Source organism: Mesorhizobium sp. M0968 (assembly GCF_040319065.1).
In the GTDB taxonomy this organism is placed as follows: domain Bacteria; phylum Pseudomonadota; class Alphaproteobacteria; order Rhizobiales; family Rhizobiaceae; genus Mesorhizobium.
The window spans coordinates 15904-36672 of record NZ_JAMYNL010000014.1 but is presented as its reverse complement, the minus strand read 5'-3'; the positions used below and the strand labels follow the sequence as shown (position 1 = coordinate 36672).

Annotated in this window: 22 protein-coding genes; 6 read left to right on the top strand and 16 right to left on the bottom strand. The window is 61.8% G+C overall.

Annotated features, from left to right (window positions below; genetic code table 11):
• Positions 1 to 30 precede the first annotated feature (30 nt).
• The 4 genes from frr to NKH67_RS22010 form a co-directional block, all read right to left on the bottom strand.
• On the bottom strand, positions 31 to 585 hold the full coding sequence (gene frr / locus NKH67_RS22025) for a ribosome recycling factor (protein ID WP_084640965.1): 555 nt from the start codon (positions 583 to 585) through the stop codon (positions 31 to 33).
• 91 nt (positions 586 to 676) lie between these two features.
• The gene (pyrH, locus tag NKH67_RS22020; protein WP_352502390.1) at positions 677 to 1399 is read right to left on the bottom strand and encodes a UMP kinase; all 723 of its coding nucleotides are present in this window, start codon (positions 1397 to 1399) and stop codon (positions 677 to 679) included.
• A 132-nt stretch (positions 1400 to 1531) separates the two neighbouring features.
• Positions 1532 to 2638: an aldo/keto reductase gene (locus NKH67_RS22015; RefSeq protein WP_352502389.1), complete on the bottom strand. Its 1107-nt coding sequence runs from the start codon at positions 2636 to 2638 to the stop codon at positions 1532 to 1534.
• Positions 2639 to 2691: 53 nt separating this feature from the next.
• The gene (locus NKH67_RS22010) at positions 2692 to 3120 is read right to left on the bottom strand and encodes a nuclear transport factor 2 family protein (RefSeq protein WP_352502388.1); all 429 of its coding nucleotides are present in this window, start codon (positions 3118 to 3120) and stop codon (positions 2692 to 2694) included.
• A 114-nt stretch (positions 3121 to 3234) separates the two neighbouring features.
• Between NKH67_RS22010 and NKH67_RS22005 the strand changes: the two genes are divergently transcribed.
• Positions 3235 to 4185: a LysR family transcriptional regulator gene (locus tag NKH67_RS22005; RefSeq protein ID WP_352502387.1), complete on the top strand. Its 951-nt coding sequence runs from the start codon at positions 3235 to 3237 to the stop codon at positions 4183 to 4185.
• On the opposite strand, the gene tsf is transcribed toward NKH67_RS22005, so the two are convergent.
• From tsf to NKH67_RS21980, 5 genes are all read right to left on the bottom strand, one after another.
• Positions 4175 to 5098: a translation elongation factor Ts gene (gene tsf / locus NKH67_RS22000; RefSeq protein ID WP_352471655.1), complete on the bottom strand. Its 924-nt coding sequence runs from the start codon at positions 5096 to 5098 to the stop codon at positions 4175 to 4177. The genes NKH67_RS22005 and tsf overlap by 11 nt on opposite strands.
• Positions 5099 to 5217: 119 nt before the next feature.
• Entirely contained in the window at positions 5218 to 6015 is a 798-nt protein-coding gene (gene rpsB, locus NKH67_RS21995; protein ID WP_031211288.1) for a 30S ribosomal protein S2, read from the bottom strand.
• 204 nt (positions 6016 to 6219) lie between these two features.
• Positions 6220 to 6498, bottom strand: a complete 279-nt coding sequence (locus tag NKH67_RS21990) for a DUF4031 domain-containing protein (RefSeq protein WP_352471792.1) — start codon at positions 6496 to 6498, stop codon at positions 6220 to 6222.
• Between the two features lie 43 nt (positions 6499 to 6541).
• A complete protein-coding gene (locus NKH67_RS21985; RefSeq protein ID WP_352502386.1) occupies positions 6542 to 7840 on the bottom strand; it encodes a lysophospholipid acyltransferase family protein in 1299 nt (432 codons plus the stop codon).
• Positions 7841 to 7975: 135 nt separating this feature from the next.
• Positions 7976 to 8803, bottom strand: coding sequence for a cell envelope integrity EipB family protein (locus NKH67_RS21980; RefSeq protein WP_023674927.1), 828 nt, complete (start codon positions 8801 to 8803; stop codon positions 7976 to 7978).
• Positions 8804 to 8941: 138 nt separating this feature from the next.
• Here NKH67_RS21980 and NKH67_RS21975 point away from each other — a divergent pair, with 138 nt between their 5' ends.
• From NKH67_RS21975 to NKH67_RS21960, 4 genes are all read left to right on the top strand, one after another.
• On the top strand, positions 8942 to 9406 hold the full coding sequence (locus NKH67_RS21975) for a RidA family protein (protein ID WP_352448812.1): 465 nt from the start codon (positions 8942 to 8944) through the stop codon (positions 9404 to 9406).
• Positions 9407 to 9420: 14 nt separating this feature from the next.
• Complete coding sequence (locus tag NKH67_RS21970) at positions 9421 to 10149, top strand: glycerophosphodiester phosphodiesterase (protein ID WP_023674925.1); 729 nt, start codon at positions 9421 to 9423, stop codon at positions 10147 to 10149.
• 40 nt (positions 10150 to 10189) lie between these two features.
• Positions 10190 to 11404: a GNAT family N-acetyltransferase gene (locus tag NKH67_RS21965; protein WP_352502385.1), complete on the top strand. Its 1215-nt coding sequence runs from the start codon at positions 10190 to 10192 to the stop codon at positions 11402 to 11404.
• Positions 11405 to 11524: 120 nt separating this feature from the next.
• Positions 11525 to 11956, top strand: a complete 432-nt coding sequence (locus tag NKH67_RS21960; protein WP_352502384.1) for an HIT family protein — start codon at positions 11525 to 11527, stop codon at positions 11954 to 11956.
• A gap of 93 nt (positions 11957 to 12049) precedes the next feature.
• Here the strand turns inward: NKH67_RS21960 and clpA are convergent, their stop codons facing one another.
• The 3 genes from clpA to NKH67_RS21945 form a co-directional block, all read right to left on the bottom strand.
• A complete protein-coding gene (clpA, locus tag NKH67_RS21955; protein ID WP_352502383.1) occupies positions 12050 to 14518 on the bottom strand; it encodes an ATP-dependent Clp protease ATP-binding subunit ClpA in 2469 nt (822 codons plus the stop codon).
• A 6-nt stretch (positions 14519 to 14524) separates the two neighbouring features.
• Positions 14525 to 14851: an ATP-dependent Clp protease adapter ClpS gene (gene clpS, locus NKH67_RS21950; RefSeq protein ID WP_352502382.1), complete on the bottom strand. Its 327-nt coding sequence runs from the start codon at positions 14849 to 14851 to the stop codon at positions 14525 to 14527.
• Positions 14852 to 15124: 273 nt separating this feature from the next.
• Positions 15125 to 15454: a phasin family protein gene (locus NKH67_RS21945; RefSeq protein WP_352502381.1), complete on the bottom strand. Its 330-nt coding sequence runs from the start codon at positions 15452 to 15454 to the stop codon at positions 15125 to 15127.
• A 298-nt stretch (positions 15455 to 15752) separates the two neighbouring features.
• Here NKH67_RS21945 and NKH67_RS21940 point away from each other — a divergent pair, with 298 nt between their 5' ends.
• Complete coding sequence (locus NKH67_RS21940; protein ID WP_352502380.1) at positions 15753 to 17141, top strand: SPOR domain-containing protein; 1389 nt, start codon at positions 15753 to 15755, stop codon at positions 17139 to 17141.
• A 48-nt stretch (positions 17142 to 17189) separates the two neighbouring features.
• Here NKH67_RS21940 and NKH67_RS21935 read toward each other — a convergent pair whose 3' ends face one another.
• The 4 genes from NKH67_RS21935 to NKH67_RS21920 all read right to left on the bottom strand — a co-directional run bounded on the left by NKH67_RS21935 (position 17190) and on the right by NKH67_RS21920 (position 20671).
• Entirely contained in the window at positions 17190 to 17888 is a 699-nt protein-coding gene (locus tag NKH67_RS21935; protein WP_352448805.1) for a DnaJ domain-containing protein, read from the bottom strand.
• Complete coding sequence (locus tag NKH67_RS21930) at positions 17888 to 18619, bottom strand: vWA domain-containing protein (protein WP_352502379.1); 732 nt, start codon at positions 18617 to 18619, stop codon at positions 17888 to 17890. Before NKH67_RS21930 ends, NKH67_RS21935 begins: the two co-directional genes overlap by 1 nt.
• Positions 18620 to 18744: 125 nt before the next feature.
• Positions 18745 to 19182 (bottom strand): DUF1489 family protein, encoded by a 438-nt coding sequence (locus NKH67_RS21925; protein WP_352466463.1) that lies wholly within the window; start codon positions 19180 to 19182, stop codon positions 18745 to 18747.
• Positions 19183 to 19267: 85 nt separating this feature from the next.
• Complete coding sequence (locus NKH67_RS21920) at positions 19268 to 20671, bottom strand: L-serine ammonia-lyase (RefSeq protein ID WP_352502378.1); 1404 nt, start codon at positions 20669 to 20671, stop codon at positions 19268 to 19270.
• Between the last annotated feature and the right edge of the window lie 98 nt (positions 20672 to 20769).

Here is a 20769-nt window from a genome sequence, read left to right as displayed (position 1 = left end):
TCTCGCTTCCGGGCCAGGCGTGGCCAGACCCTAGACCTGCATGATTTCCGCTTCCTTGTCGGAAAGCAGGTGGTCGATGGTGCTGATTGTCTCGTCGGTCAGTTTCTGAACCTGGTCGGCCCGTTTGCGATGGTCGTCCTCACTGATGTCGCCGTCCTTTTCCGCCTTTTTCAGAAAGTCCATGCCGTCCCGGCGAACGTGGCGTGCGGCGACGCGGGCATTCTCGGCATAACCGTGCGAGATCTTGACCAGCTCCTTGCGGCGCTGTTCGTTGAGCTCGGGCAGCGGAATCCTGAGATTGGTACCGTCGACGATAGGATTGAAGCCGAGATTGGCTTCACGGATGGCGCGGTCGACTGCGCTGACCATCGACTTGTCCCAGACCGAAACCGAAATCATGCGCGGTTCCGGCACCGACACTGTTGCCACCTGGTTGATCGGCATGGTGGTGCCATAGGCCTGCACCTGGACGGCATCGAGCAGGTTGCTCGACGCGCGGCCGGTGCGCAGCGAAGCCAGATCATGCTTGAACGCGGCGATCGCCCCGTCCATGCGCCGTTTGAGATCGTCGTACTCGCCACTCATCATCGTCTCCTCGACCCGTTAACCCGGGTTCACTGCTTAGGCCCTGTTCGAGCCTCATCCGCAACCGGTCCCTTTCGGGTTCATGGTCCGGTCAATCGTCTGCGACAACCGTGCAACGGCCGCCGCCCCTCAGGATATCGCCGAAGCCACCCTTCTCGTGGATCGAATAGACGATTATCGGAATGTTGTTTTCGCGCGCAAGTGCAATCGCCGCCGTATCCATGATCGAAAGCCCGCGTCTGATGACTTCGTCATGGCTGATCCGCTCGAAACGTGTCGCATCCGGGTCCTTCTTGGGATCAGCCGAATAGACACCATCGACCTGGGTGCCCTTGAACAGAGCATCGGCGCCGATCTCGGCGGCGCGAAGGGCTGCAGCCGAATCGGTGGTGAAGAACGGATTGCCGGTGCCGCCGGCGAAGATGACGACCTTGCCCTGGTTCATGTAGGCGGTCGCCTGACGCTGCGAAAAACTTTCGCAAAGCTCGGGCATGGCGATCGCCGACAGCACCACGGCGTCGACGCCGATCTTGTTGAGCGAGGTGCGCAGCGCCAGCGAATTGATAACCGTGGCAAGCATGCCCATATGGTCGCCGGTGACGCGGTCTCCGCCTTTTGACGCAACCGCGACGCCACGGAAGATGTTGCCGCCGCCTATGACGACACCGACTTCGATGCCCAATGCGCGGGCCTCGGCGATGTCGGCGGCGATGCGGTCGACCACCGATACGTCGATGCCGAAATGCTGCTCGCCCATCAACGCTTCGCCCGACGCTTTCAGCAAGACACGTCGGTAGAGGGGCTTCACCGTCATCTGGTCCTCGTCATCGTGCGTGTGACGCGTTTCGGTGCGCCCCGAAACACTGGGCGTTCCGATACACGAAGGGCGCCGCGATGTCACGCGGCGCTCGAGCCGGAAAGTTGAGATCGTGGACCGGGATAGCCGTCAGCTCACGCCGGCAAAAGTGCCTCGCATGAGCAGATCCGGCAGATAGCTTGCCGGCTTACCGCCAACCGCCTGCCCACCGGTCAGGCCGGCTTGTATTTCAGGGCCGAAGAACGAATACGGAAAGGGCGTGACCGGCCGGCTCACCGCATCGAGCCGTGCCCGAAGATCTTCGGGAATGTCGAAATCAAGCGCGCCGAGATTGTCCTTGAGCTGGTCAAGCCTGGTGGCGCCGACGATGACGGACGCAATGCCTGGCCTGTTTGCCGTCCAGTTCAGGGCGACCTGGGCCATGCTGCGGCCGAGCTGGCCGGCAACCCTCTCCAGTTCGGCGACGATTTGCCAGTTGCGATCGGTGAATTTCTGGAAACCGGGATTGGTCGAACCACGCATTGTCTCCAGCCGGCCACCATCTTTGACGATTGTATCGAAACGGTATTTTCCGCTGAGCAGGCCACTGGCCAATGGACTCCAGACCATGATTCCAGCGCCATAGCGCGTGCCGAACGGCACGAACTCGTGCTCGATGTTGCGCTCGGCCAGCGAATATTCGAGCTGAAGCGCCGAAACCGGTTCATAGCCGCGATGCTCGGCGACGGCCTGCGCCCGGCTTGCGTACCAGGCCGGCACGTCGGACAGACCGACATGCCGGATCTTTCCGGCGCGCACCAGATCGTCCAGCGTCCGCATCACCTCCTCCGGCGGCGTCAGCCTGTCCCAGGTATGGAGGATGTAGAGGTCGATGTAGTCGGTGCCGAGCCGCTTCAGCGAACCGTCTATCGCCCGCAGGATGTTCTTGCGGCCGTTGCCCCCGGCGTTCGGGTTGCCCGGTTCGGCGTTGTAGGTGAATTTGGTACTGATCACCGCCTTGTCGCGCAGCCCACGCTCGGCGATGAATTCGCCGAGCCAGGTTTCGGCCGTGCCACCGGTATAGAGATCGGCGGTATCGAAGAAATTGCCACCGGCTTCGACATAGGCATCAACCAAGGCGCGTGCGGTTTCCTTCTCCGCGCCCCAGCCCCATTCCGTGCCGAACGTCATGGTGCCGAGCGCCAGGCGGGTGACACGCAGCCCGCTGTTGCCGAGCGTGTAGTAGGACATGGTCATGATTTCTCCTGAAGTTTGAAAAGCGGGATTGAGGTCTTGCCTGGGATACGCAGTCAGGCCTTGGCCAGAGCATCGACCACCACCTGGAAGCGGCGCGGATCGAAATAGTCGTGGTAGGCGCTGATCAGACCGCTCTTGAAGTGGAAAATCGCGATATTGCTGTTGGTGTATTCAGTGCCGCCGATCAGCACCGCGCGGTTCTTGTACTTAACGACGATCGCGTCCGAATCCGCTGCCGGATAGATGGCTGTCAGCTGCGAATCGAAGGATTCGAAATTACCGAAGGGGCCTCGGAAGGCCGCCAGGATCGCGGCCTTACCATCGATGCTGTTTCCAAATCCTGCCGGCGGGTAGAAGACAAGTATCCGGCCATCTTCAGCCCAAAGGTCGCCCCATGCCTCAATGTCCTTGCTGTGCATCAGATCAAAGAATTTACGCACGGTCTCGATATTACGGGTTCGTCCGGAATCGAGGTCGGTCATTAGACGTCTCCTTGGCTGCTCGGCGATTGCCGTGTGATGTAGCCAAAGATGCGCCCTCCTTTCCCCACCGATAAGATTGCATTATCCGAATGGACTATGCGATATCATGCATGAATGGACCGCGATCTGCTTAGCCACCTACCTGTAATCGTTGCCGTCGCGCGGCGTGGCGGCTTCGCGCCGGCAGCCGCCGAGCTCGGCATGAGCCCGTCAGCGGTCAGCCATGCGGTTCGGCTGGTAGAGGAGCGAATCGGCCAGCCGTTGTTTGCCCGCACCACGCGCAGCGTCTCGCTGACCGAGGCTGGCACCGCGCTTGTCGCTGCGGCGGAGCCGGCGCTGGAAGACATTGCCGACCGGATCGAACGTATCCGCTCTGTCAAAGGCCGGGCAAGCGGACTGCTCAGGATCAACGCGCCGCGTTTGGCGCTGCCTCTGGCGCTGATGCCCATCCTGACGGCGATGGCGGAACGTTACCCTGACGTGACGGTGGAGATCGTCACCGACGAACGTCTGAGCGATATCGTCGGCGAGGGTTTTGACGCCGGCATCCGGCTGGGCGAGATGATCGCCGAGGATATGGTGACGGTGCGACTGACAGGGCCTTTCCGCAGCATCATCGTTGCCTCGCCGGCCTATGTCGCCCGGCGCGGGCGGCCATGGGCGTTGGCCGATCTCGCCGTGCACAACTGCATCGGCTATCGGCTGTTGCGATCACGTGCGCTCTATCACTGGGATCTATCCGATCAGGGCAAGGATATCAGCGTCGAGACACGCGGCAGCGTGGTCGTCAGCGATCCGCTGTCGGCAAGGGAAATGGCGCTTGCCGGCATCGGCCTCGCCTATCTGTTCGAGCCGCTTGTCAAGCCTGACATCGAGGCAGGCCGGCTGGTCGAAGTCCTTGGCGAGGCATCGATCGAGGAACCGGGACTGTTCCTCTATTTCCCGCGCCGCGCCGCGATGGCCCCGAAGCTCCGCGCCTTCATCGACACCGTGCAAGAAATCGGCCGGGCATCCTCGCGGATACCCGGCCGAAAAAAGCCTTTCAAACGAATAGTTACTTCTTGACCGCTGCCGCGACTTCCGCCGCGAAATCGGTCTCTTCCTTCTCGATACCCTCACCGAGCGCGAAGCGCAGATAGGCAGCGATTTTGGCTGGCGCGCCTATTTCGCTCTCGGCATCCTTCAGCGCCTTCTCGACGGTAATGTCGGGATTGAGCACGAAAGCCTGCTTGAGCAGCACGACCTCTTCATAGAACTTGCGCAAACGGCCTTCGACCATCTTCTCGATGATCGCTTCCGGCTTGCCGGACTGGCGCGCCTGGTCGGCGAAGATCGCCTTCTCGCGTTCCACTGCGGCCGGATCGAGCTCTTCGGTGGTCAGGGCCATCGGATTGGTGGCAGCGACATGCATGGCAACCTGACGGGCGAAGGCGTTGGCGGCATGCGCGTTGCCTGTCGTCTCGATGGCCACCAGCACGCCGAGCTTGCCAAGGCCGTCGGCGACCGCATTGTGAACGTAGGTTGCGACGGCGCCGTGCTCGACGGTGAGCTTGGCCGAGCGGCGGAACCCCAGATTCTCGCCGATGGTGCCGACAGCGTCCTTGATGGTCTCGGCGACCGACTTGCCCGAGCCCGGATAGGGAGCGGCGGCAACGGCCTCGGTCTTGCCGCCATAGGCAAGCGCGACCTTCGCGACATTGGCGACGATCTCCTGGAACGCAGCATTGCGGGCAACGAAGTCCGTCTCGGAATTGACCTCGACGATCGCTGCCTCGCGGACGCCGGAATCTACGCCGATCAGGCCTTCGGCAGCGGTACGGCCAGCCTTCTTGTCGGCCTTGGAAATGCCCTTCTTGCGCAGCCAGTCGATGGCTTCTTCCATATTGCCGTTGGTCTCGTTCAACGCCGCCTTGCAGTCCATCATGCCCGCGCCGGTCAAGTCGCGGAGTTCTTTGACCTGTGCAGCCGAAATGCTCATTGTCGCCTCTTTGTCTAAATGCACTGACGCACCATCGATTTTCGATGATGCGCCTGGTGCTGGTAGCGCTTACCGCGCCAACATATTGGAAAGATGAAGGCCGCAGCCGGCCTTCGCTACTATGCTTCCGGGGTCTGGGCTGCCGGGCTCTCGGCGGCCGGGGTCTGATCGAGCGCCGGCTCGACCGGAGCCTCGACCGATGCGCCGATATCGACACCGAGCGCGCCCTGCTGACGGGCGATGCCGTCGATAGCTGCCTTGGCGATCAAATCGCAATACAGCTGGATGGCGCGGGCCGCGTCGTCATTGCCGGGGATCGGGAAGTCGATCTTGTCCGGGTCGCAGTTGGAATCGATGATGGCAACGACCGGGATGCCGAGACGCTTGGCCTCGAGAATGGCGATCGCTTCCTTGTTGGTGTCGATCACGAACATCAAATCGGGCGTCGAACCCATATCCTTGATGCCGCCCAGCGCCTTGTCGAGCTTCTCACGCTCGCGGTCGAGGTTGAGGCGCTCTTTCTTGGTCAGGCCCTGAGCCTCGCCGGCCAGCATTTCGTCGAGCTTGCGCAGGCGCTGGATGGAATTCGAGATCGTCTTCCAGTTGGTCAGCATGCCGCCGAGCCAACGCGAGTTGACATAGTACTGGGCCGAGCGCTGCGCGGCATCGGCGACGATGTCGGAGGCCTGGCGCTTGGTGCCGACGAACAGCACGCGGCCGCCCTTGGCAACAGTGTCGGAAACCTGCTTCAGCGCCTGGTGCAGCAAAGGCACTGTCTGCGAGAGGTCGATGATGTGGATGTTGTTGCGGGCGCCGTAGATATAGGGCGCCATTTTCGGGTTCCAGCGGTGGGTCTGGTGGCCGAAGTGAATGCCAGCTTCCAATAGCTGGCGCATGCTGAAATCAGGCAGAGCCATTCTTATTTCCTTTCCGGTTAGCCTCCACGGACACAGGCATTTTTGGACTTTGTCCTCGAACGCCACCGGAGGTTTCAGCCGGATTTCTCCCGGGCAGACACCAAAGTCCGTGTGTGGAATGAGCGCGCATATAGAGGGGAAGCGCGACAAACGCAAGCGTTGTGGCGTCTTGTGGTTCAGCGTGCGGCGATCAGCGCACCGGTGTCATCGCCGCATCTTCCCCTTCGGCACCCGCACACGCCGGAAAACGGCGACGATCTCCTCGCGGCTGCATTCGATGGCGCCTAACCGCACTGCGCGGTCGCGCTCGAACCCGGTTATGTCATAATGCGGTGCCGATGTCTTCGGCGGTCCTTGGTAGGACGCGCGCTTGATGCCGAGCTGCCCGGCAAAGCGATGCAGCTCGTCGGTGTCGTCTGCCAGCAGATGACACCAGCGGTGGCCGACCCATTTCCAGATCGCCGCATCGACATAGACCGCCATGAGGCTTGCCGCACTCCTTCATCTTGCGCCGACCAACACATCGCTAACGATGATAGAAGGGATTGGCATAGAAAATGAAGCCGCCGCCGGCCTCGAGTTGCGTCATCGTCCTGGTGACGGTCTCCTGCATCCGGTCGTGCAGTTCGGCGAGTGCCTCCTCGACGGAGTCTTGATAGGCGTGCAAGCCTACCGGCTCCGGTACCCGGACATAGGCGCGGCGTGGGCCTGCCGGCTGCGGCACGAAACGGTTGATCGTATCGCGCAGCGTACCCTTGCAATAATCGTTGCGGATCCGCTTCAAATGTTCGGCGATCTCCTCCTGCGTGATGCGCGGGTTGGCTGAAGCCCACGGCCCGACACGCTGCACGCGCTGGATTGTATCCGCCAGCATTCGGACCTGCTTCTGGCTTCCGCTGCCATCCGTGTTTTCCCGCAGCCAGCGCCGCGAACGGCGCAAAAGCTCGGCATTGTCGAGCGTGCCGGCGTCGACCGAGACAAGTTCGGCAAGGCGACGGCCGAGTTCGGTCAGCAGGTCCTTTTGACGTGCGTCGTACGAAGCCCGCTCATCGGACCGCAGGCCATATGCAGCCTCATCGCGCGACAGCAACGTCGCATAGATATGATGGATGCGCTCCGGCAGCGAATCGGCGGCACGGCGTTCGATCTTCAGGCTGTGCTCGACATAGGCGCATTCCTTTGCCAGCGCTGCCTCGATATTCCCCGTGAAAGCAAGCTTCCATATCACGGGCGCGATCCAAACCTTGAAATCCGGATCCGTCAGGCGGCCGCGCTTCAGCGCCTCGAACCCCATTTCGACCGCGCCCGGCAGCAGCGGGGCAATCATGTTGGCATGCCAGCCGACACCGCCTTCGGGATGCAGGAGCACGCCGTGCCCCTTCAGCGCCCAGGCCACCGAATGTTCCTTGGCGGCCGCGCTGTTGCCCGGGATTTGCGCGATCAGATTGTTGGCCAACCAGAATTTCTGCATCAGCCGGCCAAGCCCGTTGACGACGCCGTGCGTGGCCCAGGATGCCGCCAGCGGGCTTACCCGCGAGACGACCTCCTTGTCGATCATCCAGTCGGTAAAGAATTCGGGATGGTTGGGCGTGATGAACGTCGCCTTGCCCGCGCCGCAACAAGCCTTCAGCCTTTGCCGGTCATCCTCTGGAAAATCGATGTGGCGGACATTGGCGACGCCGCGCAAACCGGCCAGACGGTTGAATGGCAACAGGTCGCGAAAGCCTGGAATGCCGTGCAGCATGACAATCCGGTTGACCAATGTCATAGCGTTGATCAGCGTCGCATTGGGCCGCGGCGCCACAAAAACGTCGATCCTGCTCAACCTGCTCCCCCGCGGCGCATACCGTCATAAGACGTTGATAGGCAATTGCGGCATGCTCAAGTCGATGCGACTTGCCCCGCAAGATTAAGCGCTACTATCCCGGATAGCGGCCGGCGGCTTGCCGTTCACTCGAGCTTATTTAGACGGGCAGGTCTTAGGCTGATCGAACAGTGACAGATTGACCAATTTGCCGGTCATCGAGAACTCGCCATAGTCCATGACGAGATCGCGCGTGATGCCGTTCTTGTGCAGCTTGAAGCTGATCCGGTATTCCGGCACCTCCTCGCCCCCTTTGTCGGCATCATCGAAATAGGCGATGTCGACCGGCCAGTATTTGTCGGTGGCGAGCTTGGCCAGCGCCGGCGCTTCCGGATCGGCATTGTCGGCATCGGCTTGCTTGCCGACGACGACGGTGGTGGTCACCACCTTGTTGGCGTCCTCAGAGCCGTCGAACAGGTTGGTTTCGTAGAAACGCTCGCCCTTTTCCGCCTTGCCGATCATTTCGACCATTTGCTGGGTCGGGAACTGGGTCGGCGCGAGTTCCAGGCTGTTCTTCTCGGGCTTGTCGATATCGACCTTGAGACCGTTGGCTTCCTTCGTTGCGGTACCCTTGACCTCCTTGTCGAGGTTCTGGTCGACAAAGGATTTGTTCACGAAGGAGAAGGTCTTGCCCTCGGCATCCTCGAAGGTGGTCATCTGCTGGTCGGTCAGCCTTGTGTTGTCGCTGGTTACGATCTGGGTCACCAAACGGAACTTTACCGTATAGCCCTCGCAAGGCGAGCCGTTGAACTCGTAGACCATGCGGCCGGTGATGCCGGTAATGCCGGAACGGTCTGAAGCCTTGTCGAGTGAAATGTCGTAAACAGCACGATGCGCCTGCAGCGCAGGCACCGCAAAAGCGGGAGCCGCCCAGGAAGCCGCTGTCAAGAGAACGGCGTTGAATGCGAGGCGCGTTGCGCGCATGGGGTGCTCCGATCATCGCGGCTAGTGGCAAGCCGCATGGAAAGATGGTCCAGCTTAAAAAAAGTCGTGGCGGAAGCGAGGCAAAAATAGCAATTTCGGCCCGGCCTGCGCGGCACCTTCAAGCAATAGGGAAATAGCATGAGCGAAACAATCGAAAAGCGGCTAAGCGATCTCGGCGTGACGCTGCCGGCCGCCGCCGCGCCCGCCGCCAATTACGTGCCCTATTGCCGGACCGGCAATCTGCTGTTCACCGCCGGGCAGTTGCCGCTCAAGGAGGGCAAGCTCCAGGCGAGCGGACTGCTTGGCCGCGATGTCGACACCGCGACCGGCAAGGAAGCCGCAAAATACTGTGCGATCAACATATTGGCCCAGGCTCAGGCGGCACTTGGCGATCTCGAGAAAATCCGTCGCTTGGTGAAGATCACCGTCTTCGTCGCCTCGGCACCGGATTTTGTCGAACAGCATCTGGTTGCCAACGGCGCCTCGGATTTTCTCGCCGCCGTGCTCGGCGATCGTGGCAAGCACGCTCGCTCCGCCGTCGGCACCGCCTCCCTGCCGCTTAATGCCGCAGTGGAAATCGAAGCGATCTTCGAAGTCGAATGACCGGGACTGCAACCATGACCGATCTTTCCTGGCTGACCGCCCGGCCCGTCGCCCATCGCGGCCTCCACGACATGAACAAGACGCGCTGGGAGAACACCCTTTCCGCCTTCGCTGCGGCGGCCGAGCGCGGCTACGCGATCGAATGCGATGTGCACCTGTCATCCGACGGCGTCCCCGTCATCATCCACGATGGCGATCTGCGGCGGCTGACCGGCGAGGACGGCTTCGTCTGGCAGCGTACGGCTGCAGAGATCACGGCGCTGAAGGTCGGCGGCACCGCCGACCATTTGCCGACGCTGCAGCAGGCGCTTGATCTGGTCGACGGCCGTGTGCCGATGGTTGTCGAACTGAAAGGTGCTGCCGGGCATGACGAAGGCCTGGTCGAAAGCGTCGGCAAGATGCTCAAGCATTACAAGGGCAAGACCGCGATCATGTCGTTCGACCATTGGCTGATCCGCGAGTTCCCGAAATATGCACCCGGCATACCCGGCGGGTTGACCGCCTACGGCAACGACAACCACCTGATCGAGGCGCATTTCGCCATGCTGGCGCATGATATTGCCTTCACCTCCTACGCTGCCGGCGACCTGCCGAACCGGTTCGTCTCCTTCGTGCGAGAGAGACTCGGTATGCCGGTGATCACCTGGACCGTGCACGACCAGCCTGCCGTCGACCTGACCTTCAAATATGCCGACCAGATGACGTTCGAAGGATTCGAGCCCGATCTGGTACGGCTTGCCTGAGCGGGCTTGTATGGGTCCGCAGCGAGCTTAAGTAAGCCTCATGGATCAAGGGGACGACTGTGAAAGACAAACGGCGAATGCGGAGCTGTCGATCCGCATCGCCGCGGGCATCGGCGCCTTTACCAGCGCTGAATGGGACAGCCTCGGCGGCACTACACGCGGCGATGCAGAATACGGCTACAACCCGCTTGTCTCATTCGCTTTTTTGAGCGCGCTGGAAGATTCCGGCTGCGCTGTTCGGCGCACAGGCTGGCAAGGCCATCACCTCAGGCTGGAAACCGCGCGAGGCATGTTGCTCGGAGCGGTCCCCTGCTATCTGAAGTCGCACAGCCAGGGCGAATATGTCTTCGACCATGGCTGGTCGGACGCGTTCGAACGCGCCGGCGGGCGCTACTATCCGAAGCTGCAATGCGCGGTGCCGTTCACACCCGTCACCGGCCCTCGCCTGCTGGTCGGCAGGGGCGAGGACATCCCCACCGTCAAGGCCGGTCTTGCGACCGGCCTGAAGGCGGTGACGGATAAGCTCGGCGTGTCTTCCGCGCATGTTACTTTCGCGCCGGAGGACGACGTCCAGGTATTGGCGGCGGCCGGCTTCCTGCATCGCACCGACCAGCAGTTTCACTTCTTCAACGAAGGCTTTTCGAGCTACGACGATTTTCTCGCAACGTTAGCCTCGCGCAAGCGCAAGGCAATGAAGAAAGAGCGGCGCGAGGCCCTCGCCGACGGCATCTCGATCGACTGGCTGACCGGCAAGGATCTGACCGAAAAGGCCTGGGACGACTTTTTCGCGTTCTACATGGATACCGGCAGCAGGAAATGGGGCCGGCCCTACCTCAACCGCGATTTCTTCTCGCTTATCGGCGAACGCATGGCCGACGACATCCTGCTGGTCATGGCCAAACGCAGCGGGCGCTACATTGCAGGTGCCATCAACTTCATCGGTTCAGACGCGCTCTACGGCCGCAATTGGGGCTGCATCGAGGACCACCCGTTCCTGCATTTCGAGGTCTGCTACCATCAGGCGATCGATTTCGCCATCTCGCGCAAGCTGAAGGTGGTTGAAGCCGGTGCGCAGGGCGAGCACAAGCTGGCGCGCGGCTACCGGCCCGTGACGATGCATTCGGCGCACTACATCGCCCATCCAGGTCTGCGCAATGCAGTGGCCGACTACCTCCAGCGCGAGCGGCGCGAAGTCGAGCGGATGAGCGAATATCTGGAAGAGCACACCCCGTTCCGCAAGGACATGGCGGAGTAGAGTAGCGAGCCCCAATCGCTCAGCCGAGCGGGCCGGCACGGCCGATGTCGACCGATCGTCTTGCCCGCCCGGAACAGCTTCGCTACACGAGACAGCGAGCCAAGAACCGGAGCGCGCGCCATGGCCGAAGCAACCTATGACAGCAGCAACATCTTCGCCAAAATCCTGCGCGGAGAAATCCCTTCGCACCGCGTCTACGAGGATGACGCGGTCATTGTCTTCATGGATGTGATGCCGCAAGGACAGGGTCACACGCTGGTGGTGCCGAAAGCGCCGTCGCGCAACCTGCTTGACGCGGATCCGGCGGTGCTTGGCCCGCTCTTCGCTCACGTCCAGAAAGTTGCGCGGGCCGTAAAGAAGGCCTTCGATGCCGATGGCGTCACGGTTATGCAGTTCAACGAACCAGCTTCGGGGCAGACTATCTTTCACCTTCACGTCCATGTCATTCCGCGCTTCGAGGGCATTCCCCTGAAACCGCACAGCGGACAGATGGAAAAGCCTGAAGTCCTGGCCGAAAACGCCGGCAAGATACGGATGGCGCTGGCAAGCTGAACCGGTGCAACCGCTCTGGCGGGCGCCGGGCGGTTAACCGGAAGGTGTCACAAAAAAAGCCCCGTTTCCGGGGCTTTTTTACTGGCTGGTTCGTCAGTTCTTACGCGGCAGTTGCGGCACAAGGCTGCGCTTGCCACCATCCTTGCCTTTCGGCTCCGGCTTCGGCGCCACCGCCTTTTTCGCGGCGGGCTTCTTCGCCACGGCCTTCTTGGCCTTCGGCACGTCGTCCGGCTCTTCCTTCTTCGGCCTCACCGGCGCCTCGTCGGCGAGCGATTCGAGCTTCAGGCCGGTCTCGCCGGTTTCCTTCTTCTCGACGGTGACACGTACCGTGCCGCCCTTCTTGAGCTTGCCGAACAGCACCTCGTCGGCCAGCGGCTTCTTGATGTGCTCCTGGATGACACGGCCAAGCGGCCGGGCGCCCATGCGCTCGTCATAGCCCTTGTCGGCCAGCCATGCGATCGCCTCCTGCGACAGGTCGAATGTCACGCCGCGCTCGGAAAGCTGCGCTTCCAGCTGCATGACGAACTTCTGCACCACCTGATGGATGACCGGCACCGGCAGCGAGCCGAACGGAATGATCGCATCGAGACGGTTACGGAACTCCGGCGTGAACAGCCGGTTGATCGCCTCGACATCGTCGCCTTCGCGCTTGGTCGAACCGAAACCGATGGCCGCGCGCTGCGCGTCGGACGCGCCCGCATTGGTGGTCATGATCAGGATGACATTGCGGAAGTCGATCTGCTTGCCGTTGTGGTCGGTCAGCTTGCCGTGATCCATGACCTGCAACAGGATGTTGAACAGGTCCGGATGCGCCTTCTCCACTTCGTCCAGCAACAGCACGCAATGCGGATGCTGGTCGACGCCGTCGGTCAGAAGGCCGCCCTGGTCGAAGCCGACATAGCCGGGAGGCGCGCCGATCAGCCGTGAAACGGTGTGGCGTTCCATATATTCCGACATGTCGAAGCGGATCAGCTCCACGCCGAGCGAGGCGGCGAGCTGCTTGGCCACTTCCGTCTTGCCGACACCGGTCGGACCCGAGAACAGGTACGAGCCGATCGGCTTTTCCGGTTCGCGCAGGCCGGCCCGCGCCAGCTTGATGGCCGAGGTCAGCGCTGTGATCGCGGTGTCCTGGCCGTAAACGACGCGCTTCAACTCGATGTCGAGGCCTTGCAGCACCTTCTCGTCGTCGGCGGAAACTGTCTTCGGCGGGATGCGCGCCATCGTGGCGATCGTCGCTTCGATCTCCTTGATGCCGATGGTCTTCTTGCGCTTGGCTTCCGGCACCAGCATCTGCGAGGCGCCGGTCTCGTCGATCACGTCGATCGCCTTGTCCGGCAGCTTGCGGTCGTTGATGTAACGCGCCGAGAGTTCGACCGAAGCCTTGATCGCCTCGCTCGTGTAGCGGACCTTGTGGAACTCCTCGAAATAGGGCTTGAGGCCCTTCATGATCTCGATGGCGTCCTCGACGGTCGGCTCGTTGACGTCGATCTTCTGGAAGCGCCGCACCAGCGCGCGGTCCTTCTCGAAGAACTGACGGAACTCCTTGTAGGTGGTCGAGCCGATGCAGCGGATCGCGCCCGAAGACAGCGCCGGCTTCAACAGGTTCGACGCATCCATGGCGCCGCCGGAGGTGGCCCCTGCCCCGATCACGGTGTGGATTTCGTCGATGAACAGCACGGCGCCGGGATAATCCTCGAGCTCCTTGACGACCTGCTTCAGCCGCTCCTCGAAATCGCCGCGATAGCGGGTGCCGGCCAGCAACGTGCCCATGTCGAGCGCGAAGATGGTGGCATTGTGCAGCACTTCGGGAACGTCGCCCTCGACGATGCGCTTGGCGAGGCCTTCGGCGATTGCCGTCTTGCCGACGCCAGGATCACCGACATAGAGCGGGTTGTTCTTGGAGCGGCGGCACAGCACCTGGATGGTCCGGTTGATCTCGCTCTCGCGACCGATCAATGGATCGATCTTGCCGGCCTTGGCCTTGTTGTTCAGGTTGACGCAATAGGCAGTCAGCGCGTCCTGCTGCTGCTTCTTCTTGCCGCCTTCCTCTTGCGGCTCGGCTCCGCTCTGGCTGCCTTGCTCGTCGTCGGCGCCGCGCGGCGTCCGCGTCTCGGAAGCGCCGGGGCGCTTGGCGATGCCATGCGAGATGTAGTTGACCGCGTCGTAGCGGGTCATCTGCTGTTCCTGCAGGAAGTAAGCGGCGTGGCTCTCGCGCTCGGCGAAGATGGCGACGAGCACGTTGGCGCCGGACACTTCCTCGCGGCCTGACGACTGCACGTGGATCACCGCGCGCTGGATGACGCGCTGGAAACCGGCAGTCGGCTTGGAATCTTCATCGTAGCCGGTGACGAGGTTGTCGAGCTCGGTGTCGATATAGGTGAGGACCGTATGCTTCAACTCGTCGAGATCGACGTTGCAGGCACGCATGACAGCGGCCGCCTCGGTGTCGTCGATCAGGGCGAGCAGCAAATGTTCAAGGGTTGCATATTCATGGTGCCGCTCATTGGCGAGCGTCAGCGCTTGGTGAAGCGCCTTTTCCAGGCCTTGGGAGAAAGCCGGCATGTTACCTCACTTCTTCTCCATCACGCATTGCAGCGGATGCTGATTCTGTCGGGCGAAATCCATGACCTGAGACACTTTGGTCTCGGCCACCTCGAATGTATAGACCCCGCACTCGCCCACCCCATGATTGTGAACATGAAGCATTATGCGTGTGGCGGCTTCGCGGTCCTTCTGGAAAAAGCGCTCCAGCACGTGGACCACGAATTCCATGGGTGTGTAGTCGTCGTTAAGAATGAGGACCCGATACAGACTGGGCTTCTTGATCTTGGTTTTTGTGCGCGTGATGACGGCCGTGCCGCGACCGGCCTCATTGCCGTTGCTGCCGTTCTGCATTCGCACCACGTAGCTCGTGGCAGTCAAACCTATAGTCACGTAGTCCTGCCTCTTTCGAATCCTCATGCATGCTCGACATGTAGGTGTTCGATGGACGATTTTAAGCCCTTCTGTTTAGCTGACAATATGGCTAGGTGGCCAAACTTGACCGATTTTTCAAATCGTGAAGACCGCAGGCCCCCGATTTCGGGCCGGCATGAAAAAACCCGGCCGCGCGTTCGCGACCGGGTCTGTCTTTGCAAGCCCAAGGCCGGCTCGGAATGTTCGTCGAATTTACTTCGCCTTGGCGACGATCGATTCGAACGGCTTGTAAGCTTCCTTGGCGAGTTCGGCATAGAGATCGCCAAGCTTGGTGGCCTCGGTGACGAAGCTCTCATAGGACTGCTTGGCATAGTCGGACTGGATATCGATCGCCTTGTCCAGCGACTTGGCGGAAAAGAGCTTCTCGACAGCGGCGCTACCGGCTTCGAAGCTTTTCTTGGTGTACTCACCCGCCTCGGCGGCGATAGCCTGCGCCCCCTTGGACAGCGAGGCGAAGCTCTTCAATCCGGTATCCGCAAATTCCCTGCCGTATTTGCTGAAATCTTCATAGGTCTGGGTCATTTCACGCATTCCCTTGAACGGTTGCCTTGGACGATAGACGCGGCTTGTCCGGGCCGCGTTGTGCAATGCGTGTAAATATATTGTGCAGTGCACAAAAGTCAAGATTCCCGCGGCAATGCGGATCGTGAGCTGCCGGCATTCGCTAAGATTCGAATAAAGAGAAGCTCAATCCCACAGAAAATGGTGAACGCGGCGGTTACCATAAACGGATTGGTAACGCTGCCTGCGTTAGCGTGGCCGGAGGTGAGGCAGGACCCTTTGCCGCCTCCAAGGCAACGGAAATTCAAAGGAACTATCAGTGCGTAAGGCGTTGTCGGGCTTCGTTTCCAAATCCGTGTCCCCCTTCAAAACGATCATGATCCTCGCCATGGCGATGAGCTTCGTCGTCGCGGACGCGGCTTCATCCATGGCGGCCAAGTCGGCGGCCATCGTCATCGATGCCAAGACCGGCAAGGTGCTTTATTCGTCGGATGCCGATGGCCGGCGCTATCCGGCCTCGCTTACCAAGATGATGACGCTCTATCTGACGTTCGAGGCGTTGGCGAAGGGCAGGATCAGCAAGAATTCCCCGGTCGTGTTCTCGGCCAATGCCGCTGCCGAGCCGCCGACGAAGCTCGGCGTCAAGCGGGGCGGCTCGGTCACGGTCGAGACCGCGATCCTGTCGATGGTGACCAAATCGGCAAACGATTCCGCAACGGCGCTTGGCGAGACGCTCGGCGGCAACGAAGCCAATTTCGCCCGCATGATGACCGCCAAGGCGCGGGCGCTGGGCATGAGGGGAACCGTTTTCCGCAACGCCAACGGCTTGCCTGATCCCGGCCAGTTCACGACCGCGCGCGACATGGCGATCCTCGGCATCGCCCTGAGAGAGCATTTCCCGCAATACTACGGCTATTTCTCGCAGCGCTCTTTTCTTTACGGGCGGCAGCGCATCAACGGCCACAATCGTCTGCTCGGACGCATCAAGGGCGTCGACGGCATCAAGACCGGTTACACCCGCGCCTCCGGTTACAATCTGGTCTCCTCGGTCTCGGATGGCGATCGGCGCATCGTAGCGGTGGTCATGGGCGGCAGGTCCGGAGGCAGCCGCGACAGCCAGATGGCCGGGTTGATCAATGCCTACATGCCGCAGGCGTCGTCGCGCGGCGGCGGCGTGCTGATTGCCAAGGCCGGCGGCGGCAATCCGATTTCAGCCTTGGCCAAGGTGCTTCTACCGAAGCATGACGCGCCGACACCGGACAGTAAGCCGGACGACGATGCCGTTGCCTCTCTTGTCGAGGAAAATGCGCCCGTCGTTGAAGAGACCGCTCCGGTCGTTCAGGCCAAGAGGGTCAAGACGACGGCTGTGTCGACGGTGGACGACGTGGCGACAGCCCGGGTCGCCGCAGCCTATGCCGAACCGGCGGCAGAGGTCGATCCGGTCAGCACGGCGTCGGTGCCATCCGGCTGGGCAATACAGGTCGCCTCTTCGCCAAAACAGGCCGAAGCGAAGGCTTTCCTCGACAAAGCGACGAAGCAGGCGCCCTCCGTTCTGACCGATGCCTCCGGTTTCACCGTCGCCTTCGACAAGGACGGTGTCACCTACTACCGCGCCCGGTTCGGTGGTTTCGGTTCGAAGACGGCTGCCTGGAAAGCCTGCAACGCTTTGAAAAAGAAGAAGATCGAGTGCTACGCCGTCCAGCAGTAAGCGGCGCGCGAAACGATATCTGTCCCGAAGTTCTTGCGTCGAAGGAGACTAGTTGTGATTGGAGAGCAAGACGTCCTTGGCTTCATTGATCCGCGCCGCCAGGAAAGACGTGCCACCGATATCGGGGTGCAGGCGCTGCATCAGGCGGCGGTGCGCCTTGCGGACATCCGCCGCGGCAGCCCCCGCTTCAAGACCAAGGATCTTGTAGGCCTCCTCCTTAGTCATGGCGCCAGAACCTGGCGCAACACCCAGCCCTTCGCCACCATTCGCATCAGCGTCTTTGCGCCAGATGGGAAATCTGCCGTCAAGATACGTCTCTAGCAATTGGCGGCTCTCCGGATCGCCGGAGAGTTCGCGATAGAGTTGCTGCAATTCGGCAAGCCCCATCGAGCCAAGCATCTTGCCTTCATGGCGCCCGGCCAGCACAAGGCCTTCGAGGCCGCCGGTATCGTGATCGAGTTCCATCTCAAGCGCCGCCGTACGAACTGTCGAACGCTTGCCTGCCGCCAGTTTGGCTGCCGGCCGATTCATGCGCATGGAGCCGTACCAGGCGAGCGCAGCCGACAGGATCAAGCCCCCGATGCCCTCGCGCCCGACCAGCAGCACGGCGACGCCGACCAGCCCGAGCAGCACAGGTCCAAGCGTCCTCATGCCGCCTGCAAGCTTCGCCGGATCGGCGCGCAGGAAGATGGTGAGCATGCCGAGAAACACCAGAAGCAATGCTACGAAAGCGATAATCGCGCCCATCAGTTTCCGCCGCCCCGCATATGCTCGATCATCAGTCGGTCCTCCGGCCTGCCCCGGGCCTCCAGTGCCTTCAGCCCGCCGGTGGCAAACACGGCGACGGACGAAAGCAGGCCGGCCAACGTCGCGGCAGCCCGCCGATCGAACCTGAACCAGGCCCCTTTCGACAGCCGCGCAATTTCCTTGAACGCCTTTTCCGCAGCGGCATCATGGCCCTCCTGAAAGACGAAGACAGGAACGCCGTGCAGACCGAGGCTGCCGGCCTTTTCGGCCAGATCATCTATGTTTTCTTCCATCGCGTCGCCGATATAGACCAGCGCGTTGACCTTGGCCGCCGCCGTCTGTTTCAGCGCGTGGGCGAGCACCTTGCCGATCTGGGTACGGCCGCTGCGGCAGTTGATGCGCGTCATCAGCTGTTTCACAGCTGCGGTATCGGTGACGAATGCGGATGAGCGGCACTCGCCAAGGCCGCGAAAATAGACAAGTTGAACCTTGAGCGCCCCGGCCTTGCCGACGGCGTCGAACATCTCGGCCTGCAGCGCACAGGCGAGATCCCAGGTCGGCTGGCGGCTCATTGTCGCGTCGAGGGACAGGATCAGCCTGCCTGAACCGGTGGCGGATGCAGCGAGCGTCCTTGCCTGACGGAGAAACGCGTCGATCTCGCCGGTGCTCGATTGAGACTCGACCGGCGCAGGATTGGCCCTTGCAGGCACGGGCTGCTTCTTGTCGCTCATGACATTCAAGATGTGGCGTTGTCCCCGGGCTTGCAAGCCCAGATGAGGCGACCTGGAGGACCTGTGATGATGGCACCCTGCGGACAGCGCTTCGGCTGGTGGTCTTGGCGTTGCGTTTCTCGGCGTCAGAGCAGGCCGAGATCGGCAAGCTCACGCCTGAGCTTCGGCGGCATCTCGATCAGCCCGGCTTTGCCCTTGCCGAGATCGGCCGGCGCGTCCGCCGGCTTCAGGTAGCGCCACCCCTGGAATGCACGGCGCGGTTGCCAGTCAGTGCGCACGACCTCGGGATCGAGGATCAGATGGCAACGGCCGATGCCCTCGTCATCGGTGAAGGGCCGGATTTCGGTGATCAGCTGGCGGCATTGGACATTGCCCTTGATCACCCAGTAGAGCGAGCCGCCGTCGGTAATCTCGGCGCCACGCGTCGGCACCATGCGGGTGGTGTGGTAGTGCTCGGCCGGTTCGCCGGCGCGGCGCCGCTCGTCGAGACGGAAGGCAATCCACTCTTCCAGATCCTCGACGCTGTCACAGCCGACGCAAAGCTTTATGAGATTGAGAGACATCGTTTAAGGTTTAGTCCAGCACGCGAACGCGTCAACGGCCTGATCGACTTCTCCACAGTGGTGGCCCATGCCGCCAGATTGGCGCTCAGCACTCCACGACATTGACGGCCAATCCGCCAAGGCTGGTTTCTTTGTACTTTTCGTTCATGTCGAGGCCGGTCTGGCGCATCGTCTCGATCGCGGCATCGAGCGGCACGAAATGAACGCCGTCGCCCTTGATGGCCAGCGAAGCGGCGGTCACCGCCTTGACGGCACCAAGCGCGTTGCGCTCGATACACGGCACCTGCACCAGGCCGCCGACCGGATCGCAGGTCATGCCGAGATGATGTTCCAGCGCGATCTCGGCAGCATTCTCGACCTGCTCGGGCGTGCCGCCCATGACGGCGCACAATCCCGCCGCAGCCATTGCCGAAGCCGAACCGACCTCGCCTTGGCAGCCGACTTCCGCCCCCGAGATCGAAGCATTGGTTTTGATGATGCCGCCGACGGCCGCCGCCGTCAGCAGGAAATCGCGAATGCTGGGCTGGTCGGCTTCGGGATGGAAATGCAACCAGTAGCGCAGCACTGCGGGCAGAGTGCCGGCCGCCCCATTGGTTGGCGCGGTGACGACACGGCCGCCGGCAGCGTTCTCCTCATTGACCGCCATCGCATAGATCGACAGCCAGTCGTTGGCGAGCAGCGGGTTAGGCCGGTTCTGCTGCCATTGCTCCTGCAGCTTGTCGTGCAGCATCCGGGCACGGCGGCGCACCTTGAGTCCGCCCGGCATGATGCCGTCTTGCGACAGGCCGCGCTCGATGCAGCCCTTCATGGCGCTCCAGATGCCGTCGAGGCCGGCGTCGAGCTCCCCGCGCGACATCTGTGTCTCCTCGTTGACGCGCTTCATCTCGGCAATGGAAAGCCCGCTTTTCGCTGCCATGGACAGCATTTCGACGGCGTTCTTGAACGGATACGGAACCTTCTTGCCTTCGGTTGTCGCCGAGCCCCTTGCTTTCATCCGCTGCAGTTCTTCCTCGGACACTACGAAGCCGCCGCCGATCGAATAATAGACGCGCCTCAGCAGCAACCGGTCGCCGGCATCATGGGCAGAGAAGGCCATGCCGTTGGCGTGACCCGGCAGCGGCGTCTTGCGATCCAGCACAAGATCCGTTGCCGGGTCGAAACGGTAGGACGGATGGCCGGGCGGCGAAATCCGTTTCTCGGCGGCGATGCCAGCGACGATGCCGTCTGCTAGGTCGGGATCCACCGTCTGCGGCGTCTGGCCCGCGAGGCCGAGCACCACGGCTCGGTCGGAGCCATGGCCGATGCCGGTGTAGGCGAGCGAGCCATGCAGGCTGGCAGCGATCCGGTCGACCTTGGCGCCGGCCGGGCGCGGCCAGTCGTCTCCCGCAATCTCGTCGAGAAACCGCCGCGCGGCCGTCATCGGCCCCATCGTGTGCGAACTCGATGGGCCGATGCCGATCTTGAACAAGTCGAAAACCGAAAGGAACACGTGGGCGTTTTCTCCTGGGACCCTGTTGAGGTCTACATAGAGGAATTCCCATGATGTTTTCCGCTGTTTTGAAGATTGCGGCGCTGCGCCTGCCGACC

Excerpts from the sequence above, each read along its gene's own strand:
- frr (WP_084640965.1), bottom strand. The coding sequence starts at position 585 with ATGAGTGGCGAGTACGACGATCTCAAACGGCGCATGGACGGGGCGATC.
- pyrH (WP_352502390.1), bottom strand. The coding sequence starts at position 1,399 with ATGACGGTGAAGCCCCTCTACCGACGTGTCTTGCTGAAAGCGTCGGGC.
- NKH67_RS22015 (WP_352502389.1), bottom strand. The coding sequence starts at position 2,638 with ATGACCATGTCCTACTACACGCTCGGCAACAGCGGGCTGCGTGTCACC.
- NKH67_RS22010 (WP_352502388.1), bottom strand. The coding sequence starts at position 3,120 with ATGACCGACCTCGATTCCGGACGAACCCGTAATATCGAGACCGTGCGT.
- NKH67_RS22005 (WP_352502387.1), top strand. The coding sequence starts at position 3,235 with ATGGACCGCGATCTGCTTAGCCACCTACCTGTAATCGTTGCCGTCGCG.
- tsf (WP_352471655.1), bottom strand. The coding sequence starts at position 5,098 with ATGAGCATTTCGGCTGCACAGGTCAAAGAACTCCGCGACTTGACCGGC.
- rpsB (WP_031211288.1), bottom strand. The coding sequence starts at position 6,015 with ATGGCTCTGCCTGATTTCAGCATGCGCCAGCTATTGGAAGCTGGCATT.
- NKH67_RS21990 (WP_352471792.1), bottom strand. The coding sequence starts at position 6,498 with ATGGCGGTCTATGTCGATGCGGCGATCTGGAAATGGGTCGGCCACCGC.
- NKH67_RS21980 (WP_023674927.1), bottom strand. The coding sequence starts at position 8,803 with ATGCGCGCAACGCGCCTCGCATTCAACGCCGTTCTCTTGACAGCGGCT.
- NKH67_RS21975 (WP_352448812.1), top strand. The coding sequence starts at position 8,942 with ATGAGCGAAACAATCGAAAAGCGGCTAAGCGATCTCGGCGTGACGCTG.
- NKH67_RS21970 (WP_023674925.1), top strand. The coding sequence starts at position 9,421 with ATGACCGATCTTTCCTGGCTGACCGCCCGGCCCGTCGCCCATCGCGGC.
- NKH67_RS21965 (WP_352502385.1), top strand. The coding sequence starts at position 10,190 with ATGGATCAAGGGGACGACTGTGAAAGACAAACGGCGAATGCGGAGCTG.
- NKH67_RS21960 (WP_352502384.1), top strand. The coding sequence starts at position 11,525 with ATGGCCGAAGCAACCTATGACAGCAGCAACATCTTCGCCAAAATCCTG.
- clpA (WP_352502383.1), bottom strand. The coding sequence starts at position 14,518 with ATGCCGGCTTTCTCCCAAGGCCTGGAAAAGGCGCTTCACCAAGCGCTG.
- clpS (WP_352502382.1), bottom strand. The coding sequence starts at position 14,851 with ATGCAGAACGGCAGCAACGGCAATGAGGCCGGTCGCGGCACGGCCGTC.
- NKH67_RS21945 (WP_352502381.1), bottom strand. The coding sequence starts at position 15,454 with ATGACCCAGACCTATGAAGATTTCAGCAAATACGGCAGGGAATTTGCG.
- NKH67_RS21935 (WP_352448805.1), bottom strand. The coding sequence starts at position 17,888 with ATGGGCGCGATTATCGCTTTCGTAGCATTGCTTCTGGTGTTTCTCGGC.
- NKH67_RS21930 (WP_352502379.1), bottom strand. The coding sequence starts at position 18,619 with ATGAGCGACAAGAAGCAGCCCGTGCCTGCAAGGGCCAATCCTGCGCCG.
- NKH67_RS21925 (WP_352466463.1), bottom strand. The coding sequence starts at position 19,182 with ATGTCTCTCAATCTCATAAAGCTTTGCGTCGGCTGTGACAGCGTCGAG.